The 14971-nt window shown below is 62.8% G+C and carries 13 protein-coding genes; 8 read left to right on the top strand and 5 right to left on the bottom strand.

The genetic code is table 11. The annotated features are described in order from the left end of the window. The gene (locus O3298_RS19385) at nucleotides 1–1269 is read left to right on the top strand and encodes a glycerate kinase (protein ID WP_305060285.1); all 1269 of its coding nucleotides are present in this window, start codon (nucleotides 1–3) and stop codon (nucleotides 1267–1269) included. Here O3298_RS19385 and O3298_RS19380 read toward each other — a convergent pair whose 3' ends face one another. Next, a complete protein-coding gene (locus O3298_RS19380; protein WP_305060284.1) occupies nucleotides 1270–2286 on the bottom strand; it encodes a zinc-binding alcohol dehydrogenase family protein in 1017 nt (338 codons plus the stop codon). Nucleotides 2287–2381: 95 nt separating this feature from the next. Between O3298_RS19380 and O3298_RS19375 the strand changes: the two genes are divergently transcribed. Continuing rightward, nucleotides 2382–3296, top strand: coding sequence for a LysR family transcriptional regulator (locus tag O3298_RS19375; protein ID WP_305060283.1), 915 nt, complete (start codon nucleotides 2382–2384; stop codon nucleotides 3294–3296). 44 nt (nucleotides 3297–3340) lie between these two features. Here the strand turns inward: O3298_RS19375 and O3298_RS19370 are convergent, their stop codons facing one another. After that, nucleotides 3341–3718, bottom strand: a complete 378-nt coding sequence (locus O3298_RS19370; protein WP_305060282.1) for a cytochrome c — start codon at nucleotides 3716–3718, stop codon at nucleotides 3341–3343. A 249-nt stretch (nucleotides 3719–3967) separates the two neighbouring features. Here O3298_RS19370 and O3298_RS19365 point away from each other — a divergent pair, with 249 nt between their 5' ends. The 3 genes from O3298_RS19365 to O3298_RS19355 all read left to right on the top strand — a co-directional run bounded on the left by O3298_RS19365 (nucleotide 3968) and on the right by O3298_RS19355 (nucleotide 7994). Next, on the top strand, nucleotides 3968–5533 hold the full coding sequence (locus tag O3298_RS19365; protein ID WP_305060281.1) for a DUF1800 domain-containing protein: 1566 nt from the start codon (nucleotides 3968–3970) through the stop codon (nucleotides 5531–5533). A 20-nt stretch (nucleotides 5534–5553) separates the two neighbouring features. Next, nucleotides 5554–6744, top strand: a complete 1191-nt coding sequence (locus O3298_RS19360; RefSeq protein WP_305060280.1) for a DUF1501 domain-containing protein — start codon at nucleotides 5554–5556, stop codon at nucleotides 6742–6744. Between the two features lie 89 nt (nucleotides 6745–6833). Then, nucleotides 6834–7994, top strand: coding sequence for an AI-2E family transporter (locus tag O3298_RS19355; protein WP_305060279.1), 1161 nt, complete (start codon nucleotides 6834–6836; stop codon nucleotides 7992–7994). 106 nt (nucleotides 7995–8100) lie between these two features. Here O3298_RS19355 and O3298_RS19350 read toward each other — a convergent pair whose 3' ends face one another. Further along, nucleotides 8101–8325 (bottom strand): hypothetical protein, encoded by a 225-nt coding sequence (locus O3298_RS19350; protein ID WP_010396348.1) that lies wholly within the window; start codon nucleotides 8323–8325, stop codon nucleotides 8101–8103. A 165-nt stretch (nucleotides 8326–8490) separates the two neighbouring features. Between O3298_RS19350 and O3298_RS19345 the strand changes: the two genes are divergently transcribed. Genes O3298_RS19345 through O3298_RS19335 form a run of 3 tightly spaced genes read left to right on the top strand, consistent with a single transcriptional unit; the run spans nucleotide 8491 to nucleotide 10969 of the window. Further along, nucleotides 8491–9225, top strand: coding sequence for a phosphatase PAP2 family protein (locus tag O3298_RS19345; protein WP_305060278.1), 735 nt, complete (start codon nucleotides 8491–8493; stop codon nucleotides 9223–9225). A gap of 12 nt (nucleotides 9226–9237) precedes the next feature. Continuing rightward, nucleotides 9238–10146, top strand: coding sequence for a diacylglycerol kinase family protein (locus O3298_RS19340; RefSeq protein ID WP_289899372.1), 909 nt, complete (start codon nucleotides 9238–9240; stop codon nucleotides 10144–10146). Between the two features lie 4 nt (nucleotides 10147–10150). Next, nucleotides 10151–10969: a metallophosphoesterase gene (locus O3298_RS19335; RefSeq protein WP_305060277.1), complete on the top strand. Its 819-nt coding sequence runs from the start codon at nucleotides 10151–10153 to the stop codon at nucleotides 10967–10969. A 139-nt stretch (nucleotides 10970–11108) separates the two neighbouring features. Here the strand turns inward: O3298_RS19335 and cls are convergent, their stop codons facing one another. Together cls and O3298_RS19325 are read right to left on the bottom strand one after the other, a co-directional pair. Continuing rightward, entirely contained in the window at nucleotides 11109–12485 is a 1377-nt protein-coding gene (cls, locus tag O3298_RS19330) for a cardiolipin synthase (protein ID WP_369811612.1), read from the bottom strand. A gap of 11 nt (nucleotides 12486–12496) precedes the next feature. Beyond that, nucleotides 12497–14608 carry a site-specific recombinase gene (locus O3298_RS19325; protein ID WP_251350788.1) on the bottom strand — a complete coding sequence of 704 codons (2112 nt, stop codon included), beginning with the start codon at nucleotides 14606–14608 and terminating at the stop codon, nucleotides 12497–12499. Nucleotides 14609–14971 lie beyond the last annotated feature (363 nt).

Raw genomic sequence — 14971 nt, 5'->3', positions numbered from 1 at the left:
ATGACGACCACCCCGGCGCCGCGCGCCTTGCTGCAAGCTATGTTCCAGGCCGCCATCGAAGCGGCCCAGCCATCGCACTGCATACCGCCGCATCTGCCGCCGGCGCCCAAGGGCCGTTTGATCGTCATCGGCGCCGGCAAGGCGTCGGCCGCCATGGCGCACGCCGTGGAGCAGCATTGGCCGGGGCCGCTGTCCGGGCTGGTCGTCACGCGCTACGGCTATGCCGTGCCCTGCGAACGCATCGAAATCGTGGAAGCGTCGCACCCTGTGCCGGACCAGGCCGGCATGGATGCGGCGCGCCGCATGCTCGAACTGGTCGGCAACCTGCAGGCGGACGATACGGTGCTGTGCCTGATTTCGGGCGGCGGCTCGTCCCTGCTGGCCTTGCCGCTCGATGGCATCACTTTGGCCGACAAGCAAGCCTTGAACCGCGCGCTGCTGGCGTCCGGCGCCACCATCGGCGAAATGAATTGCGTGCGCCGCCATTTGTCCGCCATCAAGGGCGGGCGCCTGGCAGCCGCCTGCCATCCGGCGCAGGTCATTACTTTGGCGATTTCCGACGTGCCTGGCGACAAGCTGGGCGACATCGCGTCCGGCCCCACGGTGGGCGACGCGACGACGTGCGAGGATGCGCTGGCCATCGTGCGCCGCTATGGCATGGACTTGCCGGACAGCATACGCGCCACCTTGGAAAGCGGGCGCGGCGAATCCGTGAAACCCGATGATCCCCGCCTGGCGCGCACGCAAACCACCCTGATCGCCACGCCGCAGATGGCGCTGGAAGCGGCGGCACAGGTGGCGCGCGCGGCCGGCGTCACCCCATATATATTAGGCGACAGCCTGGAAGGCGAGGCGAGGGACGTGGGCAAGGTGATGGCCGGCATCGCGCTGCAAACGGTGCAGCGGGGCCAGCCGTTTCCCGCCCCGTGCGTGCTGCTGTCGGGCGGCGAAACGACGGTCACCGTGCGCGGCAACGGGCGCGGCGGGCGCAACGTGGAATTCCTGCTGGCGCTGGGCATCGCGCTCGATGGACGCGAGGGCATCCACGCGCTGGCCGGCGACACGGATGGCGTCGACGGCCAGGAAGACATCGCCGGCGCGGTTCTGGCGCCCGACACCCTGCAACGGGCCTGGGCGCTGGGCATCAAGCCCCGCGACAGCCTGGACAACAACGATGGCCACGGCTTCTTCCAGGCGCTGGGAGACAGCGTGGTCACGGGCCCGACATTGACGAACGTCAATGATTTCCGGGCCATCCTGATTACCTGATTACTGGAAACTTGCCAGCACGATCTTTCCTTTTGCTGTGTTGCTTTCCAGCAGGGCATGCGCGCGTTTCAGGTTTTGCGCGTTGATCGTGCCGAAGCGCTCGGCCAGGGTCGTCCTGATGACGCCGGCGTCCACCAGTTGCGCCAGCTCTTCCAGTAGTTCATGCTGTTTGACCATGTCGGCCGTCTGGAACAGCGAACGGGTAAACATCAGTTCCCAGTGCAGCGACACGCTCTTGCCCTTGAACTTGCGCACGTCGATGTGCTCGGGGTCGTCGATCAGGGCAAACTTGCCTTGCGGCGCGATCAATTCCACGATCTGGTCGAAATGCCGGTCGGTCTGGTTCAGGCTGATCACATAGTCGACGGGCGGCAAACCCAGGCGCGTGATTTCCTGCGCCAGCGGCAGGCTGTGGTCGATCACGTGGTGCGCGCCCAGTTCCTTCACCCAGTCCGCCGTTTCCGCGCGCGAGGCCGTGCCGATGATGGTGACCCCCGTCAATTGCCGCGCCAGTTGCACCAGCACGGAGCCGACGCCGCCGGCCGCGCCGATCACCAGCAGCGACTTGCCCGTCAGGCTCTTGTCGCGGCTGATCTGCAGGCGGTCGAACAGCAATTCCCAGGCCGTAATGGCCGTCAGCGGCAGGGCGGCGGCCGGAGCGAAATCGAGGCTGGCCGGCATGTGGCCGACGATGCGCTCGTCGACCAGCTGGAATTCGCTGTTGCTGCCGGGGCGGTTGATGGCGCCCGCGTACCAGACCTTGTCGCCCACCTGGAACAGGGTGACGTCGGGGCCGACGGCCGTGACGACGCCGGCCGCATCCCAGCCCAGCACTTCCGGCTGGCCCTCTTTCGGCGCGCGGTTCTTGCGCACCTTGGTGTCGACGGGATTGACGGAAATGGCCTTGACGGCGACGAGCAGGTCGCGCCCCGTGGCGACGGGCACGGGCAGCTCGATGTCGAGCAGGGCGTCGGCATCCGTGATGGGCAGGCTGTGGTGGTAGGCGATGGCTTTCATGTGCTTCCTCGTTGAGTGGATACCGTATGATGGTGGCAATGCCGCCCTGGAAACAGGGGGCGCGTACCGAAACACTTTCAAAGGAATGCTGAAAATTGCTGCGACTCGATGACTTGCAGGTGTTTGTGCGCACGGCCGACCGGGGCAGTTTGTCGGCGGCCGCGCGCGAGATCGGCATCTCGCCCGCGCTGGCCAGCGCCGCCGTCAAGCGCCTGGAAGGCGTGTTGGGATTGCGCCTGCTGGCCCGCACGACGCGCTCGCTGAGCCTGACGCCGGAAGGCACGCAATACCTGGAACATGCGCGGGAAGCCTTGCGCCTGCTGCGCGCAGGCCACGATGCCCTGCTGGCCGGCAAGGACAGTTTCGGCGGAACCTTGAAAATTGCCATGCCCTCCGACCTGGGCCGCAATCTGATGCTGGGCTGGCTGGACGAGTTCCAGCTGCGCCATCCGACACTGCATTACCAGCTCAGCGTCAGCGACCGGGTGGCCGACATGGTGCGCCAGCAAGTCGACGTGGCCATCCGCTATGGCCAGCAAGACGATTCGAGCATGATCGCCATGCCCATCGCGCCCGCCAACGACCGGGTGCTGGTGGCGTCGCCCGCCTACCTGCGCGAATACGGCCCTTTGCTGGCGCTGGAAGAGTTGTCGCAGCGCAATTGCCTGCGCTTCGCGCTGGAAGACGGCTTGCACGACCGCTGGACTTTTTACCGCCTGCCCCAGCGCGAGCAAGTGACGGTGTCCGTGAGCGGCAACCGCAGCGCCGACGACGCCGACCTGGTGCGCCGCTGGGCCGTGGCGGGACTGGGCATCGCCTATAAGTCGCGGCTCGACGTGGCGGGCGACCTGGACGCCGGCCGCCTGCAAGCGCTGTTGCCCGACGTGGCGGGCGAGGCCACGCCCTTGCACCTGGTCTGCACGCACCGGGCGCAGGTGACGCCGCTGGTGCTGCAGTTGCGCGATTTCCTGCGCGATAAATGTGCGCAGTTATTAAAACAGCAGAATTGACCGGGGAGCGTTGCTGCGCGACGTGTTCGCCGCGTATTTCAATATCAGCGATTTTTTAAAATCACATCGCTCATGTATTGATTCAAATCGCGAAAGTCTTTTACCCGCCAGGCATATGGCGCAATCTTGACGCCATTCTCTTTCAAGGTCTTGGGAATCAGATCGCCATTCGGACGAAGGATGACCGACGATACGATCACGCCCGGATAATCCTTCAGGCGTTTTTTGAAGGCGGCGGTGGTCAGATCGGGCGTAGGCGGATTGCTTTTATTCGCCAACGGCCCCGTTCCCTTGATCTCCGCACCGTGGCACACGGCACAGCGCTGTACATACAGGGTTTTTCCATTCAGATTCTCCGCCAAGGCTGATGGCGCTTGAATGAGCGATAACGTTCCTAATGCAACGATAAATAATATTTTCATTTCTTTTTAATGTGGACGTATTGTATGGATAATGTCTGGGTCGAGAGAAAATACGCAGCTGCCATTGCAATACGCCATTCTCCCGATAACATTTTATCCGAGATGATTCATCATAATATGCCTATGCCGGCGAGAGCCTGGCTGGCAAACCATCGTGCTTGATTACAACTCGTTGCAAATGGCAATCATGCGCGGGTCAACCTGGGCGTACCCTCAAGCATTCTGCATGAAACCGCTTGAAGGACCGCCATGACCCCGCACCGACTATTGCCGACGACCTTGATTTCCCTGCTTCTGCTGGCCGGCTGCGCCGCGACCGGGCCAGGACCGGCCGCCCAGGCCGATCATCGCGCGCAGAGCAGTCCCGCGCAGACCAGTTCCGCGCAGGACGTCGCCATGCTGGAGCGGGTCAGCTGGGGCGTGAGCGGGGGCAGCGTGCGCCAGGTGCAGGACAAAGGCTGGAACGCCTGGCTGCGGACGCAGTTGCATCCAGGAAAAGCGGCCTTGCCGCCTGCCATCGCCGCGCAAATCGACGCCATGACCATCAGCCAGGTGCCGCTGGAGCAATTGGTGATTTCTATGGAGCAAAAGCGCAAGGAATCGGCCGGCGTCATGGATGACATGGCGAAGCAGCAGGCGCAAAAGGATTACCAGCAAGAACTTAACCGCCTGGCGCGCGAAGCGGCCACGCGCTCGCTGTTGCTGGACGTGTATTCGCCGAACCAGTTGCAGCAGCAGCTGAGCTGGTTTTGGCTCAACCATTTCAGCGTGCACCAGGGCAAGCACAACTTGCGCGCCATGGTGGGCGATTACGAGGCGAACGCCATCGCGCCACATGCTCTGGGGAAATTCCGTGACTTGCTGGGCGCCACCGTCCACCATCCGGCCATGCTGCGCTACCTGGACAATGAAGCCAACGCCGCCAAGCGCATCAATGAAAACTATGCGCGCGAGCTGATGGAACTGCATACGCTGGGCGTGAACGGCGGCTATAGCCAGATGGACGTGCAGGAACTGGCGCGCATCCTGACGGGCGTGGGCGTGAACCTGGGCGCGGACACACCGAAGGTGAAGCCGGCGCTGCAGTCGCAATACGTGCGCCGGGGCTTGTTCGAGTTCAACCCCAACCGCCACGATTACGGCGACAAGCAATTCCTCGGGCAAACGGTGAAGGGCAGGGGTCTGGCCGAGCTCGATGAAGCGCTGGACCGCCTGAGCCGCAGTCCCGCCACCGCGCACTTTATCAGCGGCAAGCTGGCCCAGTATTTCGTCGGCGACAACCCGCCCGCACCGCTGGTGGCGCGCATGGCGGCCACCTTCCAGCGCAGCGACGGCTTGATCGCCGACGTGCTGCAAACCATGTTCGACAGCCCCGAATTCAGGCAATCGCTGGGCAAGAAATTCAAGGACCCCATGCATTATGTCGTGTCGGCCGTGCGCCTCAGCTATGACGACAAGCCCATCCTGAATGCGGGACCCATGCTGAACTGGCTGTCGCGCATGGGCCAGCCCCTGTACGGACGCCAGACGCCCGATGGCTATCCGCTGACGGACGCTTCCTGGGCCAGTCCGGGGCAAATGACGACGCGCTTCGATATCGCCCGCACCATCGGCTCGGGCAGCGCCGGCCTGTTCAAGACGGATGGCCCGCAGCCGCAGGAAAAAGTAGCGTTCCCGCAACTGGCCAGCGCCCTGTATTACCAGTCGCTGCAGCCAGGCTTGAGCCCGGCCACGCGCCAGGCACTGGATCAGGCCGCTTCGCCGCAGGAGTGGAATACTTTTCTTCTTTCCTCGCCGGAAATGATGCACCGTTAAGTTGAAATCGGAGGATTGCCATGAATCGTCGTGACCTGTTGAAAGCCCTGGCCGCCGCACCCTTGTTCACTCACGCGGGCAGCCTGCTGGCCGCACCCGCCACGGATGCGAAGCTGCTGTTCATCTTCCTGCGCGGCGGCTATGACGCGAATAACTTGCTGGTGCCGGTCGGCAGCGATTTTTACTACGCGGCGCGGCCGAATATCGCCATCGCGAAACCGGGCGAGGAAAACGGCGCGCTGGCCTTGAACGCCGACTGGGCCTTGCATCCGGCCTTGCGCGAGAGCATTTATCCCATGTTCACGGGCGGCGAGGCGGCCTTCATCCCGTTCGCGGGCACGACGGATTTGACGCGCAGCCATTTCGAGACGCAGGATACCATCGAGCTGGGACAAGAGATCAACACGCGGCGCGACTTCCGTTCGGGTTTCCTGAACCGCCTCGTGCAGACCTTGAATGGCAGCAAGGCCGGCCCCGCCATCGCTTTCACCGACCAGCTGCCGCTGATCTTCCAGGGCGGCGTGCAAGTGCCGAACATGGCGCTGCGCTCCGTGGGCAAGTCCGGCATTGATGCGCGTCAAAGCCAGATCATCGCCGCCATGTACCGGGGCACGCCCCTGCAGCAACCCGTCAGCGCGGGCTTTGTCGTGCGCGACGACGTGACGAAGGAATTGACGGGGGAAATGCAGGCGGCCAACCGCAACGCCATCAGTACCAAGGGCTTTGAACTGGAAGCGCAGCGCATCGCCCGCTTGATGAAGGACAAGTACAACCTCGGCTTCGTCGACGTGGGCGGCTGGGATACGCACGTGGGGCAGGGCGGCGCCAGCGGCTACCTGGCGGGGCGCTTCGATGAACTGGGGCGGGGACTGGCCGCGTTTTCGCAGGAAATGGGCAGCGCCTGGCGCAATACCGTCGTCGTCGTCGTCAGCGAATTTGGCCGCACCTTCCGCGAAAACGGCAACCGCGGCACGGATCACGGCCACGGCAGCGTGTTCTGGGTGCTGGGCGGCGGGATCAAGGGCAAGCAGGTGGCGGGCGAACAAGTGGCGATTGCGCAGGCAAACCTGTTCCAGAACCGCGACATGCCCGTGCTGAATGAATACCGGGCCGTGCTGGGCGGCTTGCTGCGCCGCACCTTCGGCTTGACGCCGGCGCAACTCGACCACGTGTTTGCCGGCGTGAAACCGGCGGAACTGGGCCTCGTGTAAATCGGCGAATCTCCGTGTTACGCTACGCCTGCGCATGTGGCGCATAGCGAATACTGGCGGCCCATGGCGCCGGGCACGAATGGAGCAGCATGAACGATACCCAGCGCGACATTGTCAGCGCAGGCTTTTCCCTGGCCCTGATCGCCGTGACGGCCTTCGTCATGCAGCGTTTCTTTTTACCGCTCGTGTGGGCCGGCATCCTGTGCGTGGCCACCTGGCCTTTGTATGTGCGCGTGCGCGCGGCGCTGGGCCAGCGCACCATCGTCGCGGCAGCCGTGCTGACCCTGGCGTTTGCCTGCATCTTCATCATTCCCGTGCTGTTCGGCGTGGCGCAGGCGGCGCGCGAAGTGCCCGTGCTGGCCAATTTCGTCGTGCATGCGAATGCCGACGGCTTGCCCGTGCCGGACTGGGTGGCGCATGTCCCGCTGGCCGGCAGCGCCATTGGCGACTGGTGGCAAGCCACCCTGAGCCAGCCCCATGGCCTGGGCCACTTCTTTGCGGGCAGCGCCGTGGGCGGCTTTCATTCCGCGCGCGACATGCTCAAGGTGCTGGGCGCGGACGTGTTCCACCGCCTGGTCGATTTCGGCCTGGCGTTTTTATGCCTGTTTTTCTTTTACAAGGATGGCGAAGCGCTGACGCGCCAGATCACGGCCGTCGGCAGCCATTTTTTGCGTCCCGAACGGTGGGGCCGCTATGCGCAAAAGATCCCCACGGCCATCCGCGCCACCGTCAATGGCCTGGTGCTGGTGGGCCTGGCAGAAGGCGTGCTGATCGGTATCGCCTACGCCATCGCCGGCTTGCCGTCACCGGCCCTGTGGGCGTTTGCCACGGGCATCCTGGCCATCATCCCGTTTGGCGCGCCGCTCGCGTATGGCTGCGCGGCCGCCTTGCTGGTGTTTCAGGGCAATGTGGGCGCCGCCGTCGGCGTGGCCGCCTGGGGCACCGTGGTGCTGTTCGTTGCCGACCACTTCGTGCGCCCTGGCATGATCGGCAACGCCACCCGCTTGCCTTTTCTTGCCGTGCTGTTCGGCATCCTGGGCGGCGTGGAAACCCTGGGCCTCGTGGGCTTGTTCATCGGCCCTGTCGTGATGGTGCTGTTTGTTACCTTGTGGTACGAAGCGAATGCGACTGACCGCGTACCGCCGGCCACCATGCCTTCCAGCACAGCTGCCGATGCAGGTGCCGACGCACTTGCCGGTACAGTTGCCGAAACACCTGCCAGCCCGGCCGCGCCGGAACGCACACAGTAGTGAGGGGTCGGTCAGCGTGCTGCTGGCCGGTACTGAGGCGTTCCCGGCGTGGCCGGACGGAGCTGACTTGATAACAGGGTGCGAACACCTTGTTTTAAAGTCATTCTTAATGTGCCTTGGATAGAATAAGCAACCAACGGCGCATCAGCAGCACTTCAACATAGCCCGGCTCGATGCCCGTACCGCACTCGATCAAGGGATTGACGGTGTAGTAGCGCTTGCGGAAGTCGCGGCAGACGAGGATTTCGCGCTTGCCCATGCGGACGAGGAAAGAGCTTGGGGCGTATTCCAGGCCGAACCGTGAGCCAAAACCGCTATTCAATGTTGCCATGACAATTCCTTTGAGGGAGATGTGTTGAACGAGTCATCAGAATAGCATAACTACTGTATGAATACACAGCTACTGTATGAATAAACAGTATTTTTTTACTGGTGTGGTTTTTTTGATCAGTACCGGGAACATGAAAGAGAGATGAGTTTGCAAGAGAAAAATGACATGGGCATGACTACGGGCTGGACCACGAGACTGCGCCGCTTCGTCGAGGCGCGCCTGTCGCCCGAAGGCGAACTGGGCCTGCATATGACGGTGGGCGTGGCCCTGATGCTCGTCGCCATCGTGGTCTTCCATGAGATCGCCGAAGCCGTCATGGGCATGCAGCAAATTACCGTGATCGACTTGCAGGTGGCGCAGTGGTTCAACCAGCATGCCGTGCCGTGGATCACCAGTTGCCTGCTGGTCGTCACGCACATGCATGGCGTGATCGGCGCCATCACCCTGGCTGTCTTGCTGGGCTGGTATCTGCACCGCAAGGGCGCCAGCTACTGGCTGTTTACCCTGGTCATTACCATGCCGGGCGTCATGTTTTTGAACCTGCTGCTAAAGTACATTTTTGTGCGCGCGCGGCCCAGCTTTGACGAGCCCATCCTGCAGACGCCCCTGAGCACGTACAGCTTTCCCAGTGGTCATACGGCCACCTCGACGGCCCTGTACGGCTTGCTGGCCGCCTACCTGATTTGCCAGGCGGCGCCGGGTGCGTGGGGCAAGCGCATCGCCATCGCGCTGGGCGCCTTCCTGATGGCCTCACTCGTGGGTTTCAGCCGCATTTACCTGGGCGCGCATTACCTGAGCGATGTGCTGGCGGCCATGGCGGAAAGCTATGGCTGGCTGGCCATCTGCATCGCCGGCGTGTCGACCCTGCGCCGCCGCCGGCATATCCGGCAAACCAGATAAGGGGAAACCATCCTGAGCAAGATTGCAGTCATCATCAATGCGGGCGCCGGTTGCGGCTATGCGCCCGACTGGGCGCAGCAGCTCGAAGCGAAATTCGCCGCCGTGGGGCTCGACGCCGCCATCACCCTGGCGGCCAGCGGCGCCGACATGATCGCCACGGCCGGGCAGGCGCTGCGCGATGGCGCGCCCATCGTCGTGGCCGGTGGCGGCGACGGCACCATCAATGCCGTCGCGTCCGTCGTTGTCGGCAGCGGCACGCCGTTTGGTGTCTTGCCGCTGGGTACCCTGAACCATTTCGCCAAGGATTTGAACATTCCGCTCGAACTCGATGCGGCGATTGCCAACGTGGCGCAGGGCGTGCCGCACCAGGTCGACGTGGGTGAAGTCAATGGCCGCATCTTCCTGAACAATTCCAGCCTGGGCCTGTATCCCGACATCGTGCGCGACCGCGAAAAGCAGCAGCGCCGGCTGGGACGGGGCAAGTGGCTGGCGTTCAGCTGGGCGCTGGTGGCGGCCTTGCGCCGCTATCCCTTCCTCAGTGTGCAATTGAAACTGAAGGACGCCGTGCATGCGCGGCGCACGCCGTTTGTCTTCATCGGTAACAATGAATACCTGATGGAAGGCTTGAATATCGGCGAGCGCGAACGGCTCGATGGCGGCCAGTTGAGCCTGTACGTGGCGCAGCGTCCGGGCCGCCTGGGCTTGCTCAAGCTGGCCTTGCACGCGCTGTTCGGCAAGTTGTCGCAGGCCAAGGATTTCGACGTGCTGACGGCGACCGACCTGGAAATCGCCACGAAGCACCGGCGCCTGCGCGTGGCCACGGATGGCGAAGTGACCGTCATGAATACGCCGCTGCAGTACCGCATCCGCCCCGCCGCGCTGACGGTGCTGGTGCCTGCGCCGGCACCTTCCGGGGAGTAAGGCCATGCGTACCATCGTGCATTTGTCCGACTTGCATTTTGGCAAGGTCGACGCGGACTTGCTGGCGCCCTTGCGCGCGCTCGTCGAGCGCCTGGAGCCGGACGTGGTGGTAGTGTCGGGCGATTTGACGCAACGGGCCCGCAGCGCCCAGTTCCAGCAAGCGCGGCAGTTTCTCGACAGCTTGCCGGGGCCGCAGATCGTCGTGCCGGGCAACCATGACGTGCCTCTGTATAACGTCTTTTCCCGCTTCCTGACGCCGCTGGTGAAATACCGGCGCCATGTGACGGACGATTTGTCACCCGAATATGTGGACGAGGAAATCGCCGTGCTGGGCATCAATACGGCCCGCTCGCTGACCTTCAAGGATGGCCGCATCAGCCACGAGCAGATCGATTTCCTGCGCGAACGCCTGGGCCGTTTGCCGCCCGGTTTGACGCGCATCATCGTCACGCATCATCCATTTGACTTGCCCGAGCACTTCGACGACGATGATCTGGTCGACCGTGCGCCGCTGGCGCTGCAAATGTTTTCCGAATGCGGCGTGGATCTATTGCTGGCCGGGCACTTGCATGCGAGCGTGGCGGGCAACACGGCCGAGCGCTACAAGATCGCCGGCTACGCTGCCCTGATGGTGCAGGCGGGCACGGCCACGTCTACGCGGGGCAGGGGCGAATCGAATTCCTTCAACGTGCTGCGCGTGGAAAACAGTTGTATCCGCGTCGAGCGCTACAGCTGGAATGACGACAGCGCCGACTTTGAAAAAGTCAGCACGGAAGCGTTCGCGCGCCAGGGCGGCGTGTGGGCCAGCTTGCGGCCGCTGTAGCCAGAATTAATGGGGTAGGCGGCAACCGACATCAGGAGTGGCCGGCAAAATGGCCAGGGCTAGGCGCGTTGCCGAAGACAGTACGAATAGTACGGCGAGGCAATGCAACAACGCCCTGGACTTTTTGATGGCTACTCCGCTACAGCCAGTAATTCATGAAGCGGGCCGCCCATTCCTTCATGCGGTCGGCAATCGGCCGGGTTTCCCATTTCGCCCTGGTGATCTCTTCCGAGTCGCGCAAGTCTTCCTGGAAGGCGTTTTCCATTTCGCGGCCGAAGCTGTCGCCCAGCACGATCACGTTCAGTTCGCTGTTATGCAGGAAGCTGCGCATGTCGATGTTGGTCGAGCCGACCGTCGACCAGGCGCCGTCGATGACGGCCGTCTTGGCGTGCAGCACGGCCAGTTTCAAGTGGAAGATGCGGATGCCGCCGGCCAGCAGCTTGTCGTACAGCGCGTGTCCCGCATGGAACACGAGGCCGCTGTCGGACACGCCGGGCAGCACCACGGTCACGTCCACGCCCCGTTTCGCGGCAGCCACCAGCGCGTCGACCGTCTGCTGGTCGGGCACGAAATAGGCGGACGTGATGTGGATGGATTTTTTTGCTTCCTGGATGGCCAGGATATACGCCTTGTAGATTTCGAAGCCGCCGTCCGGCTCGCTGGCCACGACGCGCACCAGCTTGTCGCCCACTTCCGACAGGGTGGGGAAGTAATTCGCGTCCGGCAAGTCGGCCTGGTCTTGCTGGGCCCAGGTGCGGATGAACAGCCACTGGAAGGCGGCCACGGCCGGGCCTTCCACTTTCACGTGGGTATCGCGCCAGCCCACGTCGCTCTTGTCGGCGGACTTGTTCTTGGAGCGGAACAGCGAGCTTTTCGCATAGGTGTCGCTGATGTTGACGCCGCCCGTAAACGCCGTCTTGCCGTCGACGATCAGCACCTTGCGGTGGTCGCGGTTGTTGATCTTCCAGTCGTCGCCCTTGAGCTTGGCGGGATTGACGGGGTTGAAGGCCACCAGGTGCACGCCGGCCGCGCGCATGCGCTCGAAGAACGCCTGCGGCACGCCGAGGGTGCCCACGCTGTCGTAGATGACGTTGACCGTCACGCCCGCCTGCTGCTTTTCGATGAGCATGTCGGCAAACTTCAGGCCCAGCGGGTCCTGGTCGAAGATATACGTTTCCAGGTTGATGCTGTTCTTCGCTTCGCTGATGGCCTGGAACATGGCTTCCATCGTTTGCGGGCCGTCAAACAGCAGGGTCACCTTGTTGCCCTTGATCAAAGGCACGCCCGTGGCCGCCTCTTCCAGCGCGGCCTGGGCTTTCAAGTCCATGCCGGACTTCGCCCAGCGCTTGTTGAGCAGGGCGGCGCGGCTGTTGACGTTCAGCACGGCCCCCTTGCCCGTGATGACCTTGGGTTTGGCCACCGGTTCCAGGGTGGTGTTGAGGTTCTTGACATTGGGCAGCGAGGCGCATGCAGCCAGGGTCCAGCACAGCAGTAGGGCGGTGAGGCAGGGTTGCATGCGCCTGGCGGTCATTTTTGAGCCTTGGTCGTGGGTGACAGGTTTGCCGAGTCATCGGCCAATGCCAAAGGTGGCGGGTTTTTCGAGCCGAAGAAGAAGACGATGGGCGAGCGCAGGAAGCGCTTGCCCAGGATCTTCAGCAATTGCATGCCGTGCTTGAAGCGCACCTGGCGCGAACGCAGGGCCACCCACAGGGCCAGGCCGAAGCTCACCAGCAGGTTGGCCGTGCCGATGGCGAAGATGCCCGACAGCGACTTGACGGCCAGTTGCCAGCTCATGTTGTGGTCCAGGCCCACCAGCGCGGTGGCGAAGTTGGCGGCCGAGAAGGTGATGTGGCGGATATCGATCGGCAAGCCGATCAGGAAACCCAGGGTGCCGATGGAACCGAGCAGGATACCGAAATAGAAGTTACCCATCAGCCCGCCCAGGTTGTTTTCCAGGTACAAACCCAGCCGCTGCAGGCGTTCCTGGCCGATGACGCGGCCCAGGCCGCGCAATTGCGCGATGCGCTGCGCCCAGCGCGTGTACAGGGCCTGGTTGTCGTAGTAGCCGGAAATCAGGCCGGCGACGAACAGGCACACGCCGGCGATCATGGCGTAGAAGATCGCGGGGCTGCCGATGGGGTCGATATCGTGCAGCAAGCGCATGGCCTTCTCGGGCGTCACCAGGTTGTGCCCGGTGATCGCCTTGTAGCCGAGCGCGATCAGCCACGCCGTGGGGATGGCCGTGGCCAGGTTGCCCAGCACGGCCATGTTTTGCGTGCGGAACACCTTGTTGATCAATTCCGCCATGCTGTCGAGGTCGATATTCCGCCCATCCTTGCTGTGCAGGCCGGCGGCGATGCGCGACGCCGTCATGGCCGGCTGCTTGGTGGCCACCGTGAAATGCAGCAAGTGGATGAACATGAAGCCGATCGAGTAATTCATGCTGAACATGAACGCTTCGACCAGCGGCGCCGAGCGCAGGTAGGACATCAATATCTTGAACAGGGCCATGAAGCCGATGATCACGCCCGCGCCCGCGGACGAGAGGAACATGGCGCCCATCTCGCGGCGGTTTTCCGCGATGTAATGCTCGCCCGTGCGGCTGGCGTTTTCCGTCACATTGCGCGCCAGCAAGTTGATATTGTCGGAAAACAGGTCGCTGACCTTGTATTTGTGGTTATGCGCGCGTATCAGTTCCAGCGCCAGCCCGACGGCGCCCGCGCGGCGGCGGCTGACGGGTTGCGGGTGCAGCAAGTCTTGCGTGGCGTCCACCGTGATGGCGGCGATGTCCACGTTGTTCGAGGCCGGCAATTCGCCGCTCGTGTCGACGAGGAACAGCAGCTTGCGCAAGCGCTCGATGCTTTGCGCCAGCGCCACCAATAAATACGTAAGGGGAATGCTGGTGCCCTGGTACAGCGCCTTCTTGCGGATCTTGGCGATGACGGCGTCGCACTGGTCCAGCATCACCAGCAAATGGCGCGCATCCTCGATGTGCTCGAGATCGCCGTGCAGCAGATTCGTGTAGGCGTCCAGGTAGGCGTTCACTTCCGTGTTCTGCACCATGAACGGCGACTGGAACACTTCAATTTCGCTATGGAAACGCGTCAATTCCGGTTCCAGGCCCATGGCGCAGACGCGGTAGGACAGGGTGCGGATGGCGTCGAGCATGCCCGGCAACATGATATTGCCATCGCCGACGGCCAGTTCGATGTCGTCGCTGGTGAGCACGTCGAACAGTTCCAGCCAGTCCGTGGCGGGCACGTTGCTGATCCACAAATAATCGGTCTTCAGGTACAGCACCTGGTCGAGCGCGTCGTTCAGGTATTCGTCGCCGAGGGCGGGCGGCAGCATGCGGTAGGCGATGCGGCGTTTCAATTCCGTGAAAAAGCCGCTGTTCGACAGCACGCCGATATCCGTGTACAGGCTGGCGTGGCGGCGCGCGGCCAGCACGCGCAGCACGTATTCGTGCAGGGCGCGCGCTTGCGCGGGGTTACCTTTGAGAAGCTGGCGCAGGGTGCGCACGTTGGCAATCGCGGTAGCGCTGTCGTGGGGGCGCTTGGGACGCAGTGAGTTGAATAGTTCCACCAGCAAGTCGATATTGCTGGAGTTGGGGTCAATGCGTTCGAGGATAGCTAGCATGCAGAAAAAACGGGCGAGCCGCTGTCGGTAAAACCAGTAGTGTACCGCCTGCGTCAATTCTCGCAACGTTCGCCACCGAACATTGCTTTACGGCAGGGCCTGCATTTAACGCCATTTTGCCGCAAATTGCCATAATCATGGTCACTCTTGCGTGTTGTCAGTACGCGACGCGGTTTCATGGCCTAAGCTGAAGTTTCTGTTGTACAACGCACGGATGGCTGGACAAAAAGCGAGGATAAGGTAACACTAAGATCAGACACACAGCGCATGTCCTGATCAATACCGGGAAGTTTCAATTCACGTTACCGAGATATTTATCATGCAGACCTCGTATTTTGCGCTTGCTGTGATAGGGATGGGGCC

It is taken from the genome of Janthinobacterium sp. SUN137 (genome assembly GCF_030587265.1).
Classification (GTDB): domain Bacteria; phylum Pseudomonadota; class Gammaproteobacteria; order Burkholderiales; family Burkholderiaceae_D; genus Janthinobacterium; species Janthinobacterium kumbetense.
Note: the sequence above shows the minus strand (reverse complement) of the source record. Positions and strands in the feature narration are given on the sequence as shown.

Bases quoted from the DNA above. Each gene is read 5' to 3' on its own strand.
- O3298_RS19385 (WP_305060285.1), top strand. From the start codon at position 1: ATGACGACCACCCCGGCGCCGCGCGCCTTGCTGCAAGCTATGTTCCAG.
- O3298_RS19380 (WP_305060284.1), bottom strand. From the start codon at position 2,286: ATGAAAGCCATCGCCTACCACCACAGCCTGCCCATCACGGATGCCGAC.
- O3298_RS19370 (WP_305060282.1), bottom strand. From the start codon at position 3,718: ATGAAAATATTATTTATCGTTGCATTAGGAACGTTATCGCTCATTCAA.
- O3298_RS19365 (WP_305060281.1), top strand. From the start codon at position 3,968: ATGACCCCGCACCGACTATTGCCGACGACCTTGATTTCCCTGCTTCTG.
- O3298_RS19360 (WP_305060280.1), top strand. From the start codon at position 5,554: ATGAATCGTCGTGACCTGTTGAAAGCCCTGGCCGCCGCACCCTTGTTC.
- O3298_RS19355 (WP_305060279.1), top strand. From the start codon at position 6,834: ATGAACGATACCCAGCGCGACATTGTCAGCGCAGGCTTTTCCCTGGCC.
- O3298_RS19350 (WP_010396348.1), bottom strand. From the start codon at position 8,325: ATGGCAACATTGAATAGCGGTTTTGGCTCACGGTTCGGCCTGGAATAC.
- O3298_RS19345 (WP_305060278.1), top strand. From the start codon at position 8,491: ATGGGCATGACTACGGGCTGGACCACGAGACTGCGCCGCTTCGTCGAG.
- O3298_RS19335 (WP_305060277.1), top strand. From the start codon at position 10,151: ATGCGTACCATCGTGCATTTGTCCGACTTGCATTTTGGCAAGGTCGAC.
- cls (WP_369811612.1), bottom strand. From the start codon at position 12,485: ATGCAACCCTGCCTCACCGCCCTACTGCTGTGCTGGACCCTGGCTGCA.
- O3298_RS19325 (WP_251350788.1), bottom strand. From the start codon at position 14,608: ATGCTAGCTATCCTCGAACGCATTGACCCCAACTCCAGCAATATCGAC.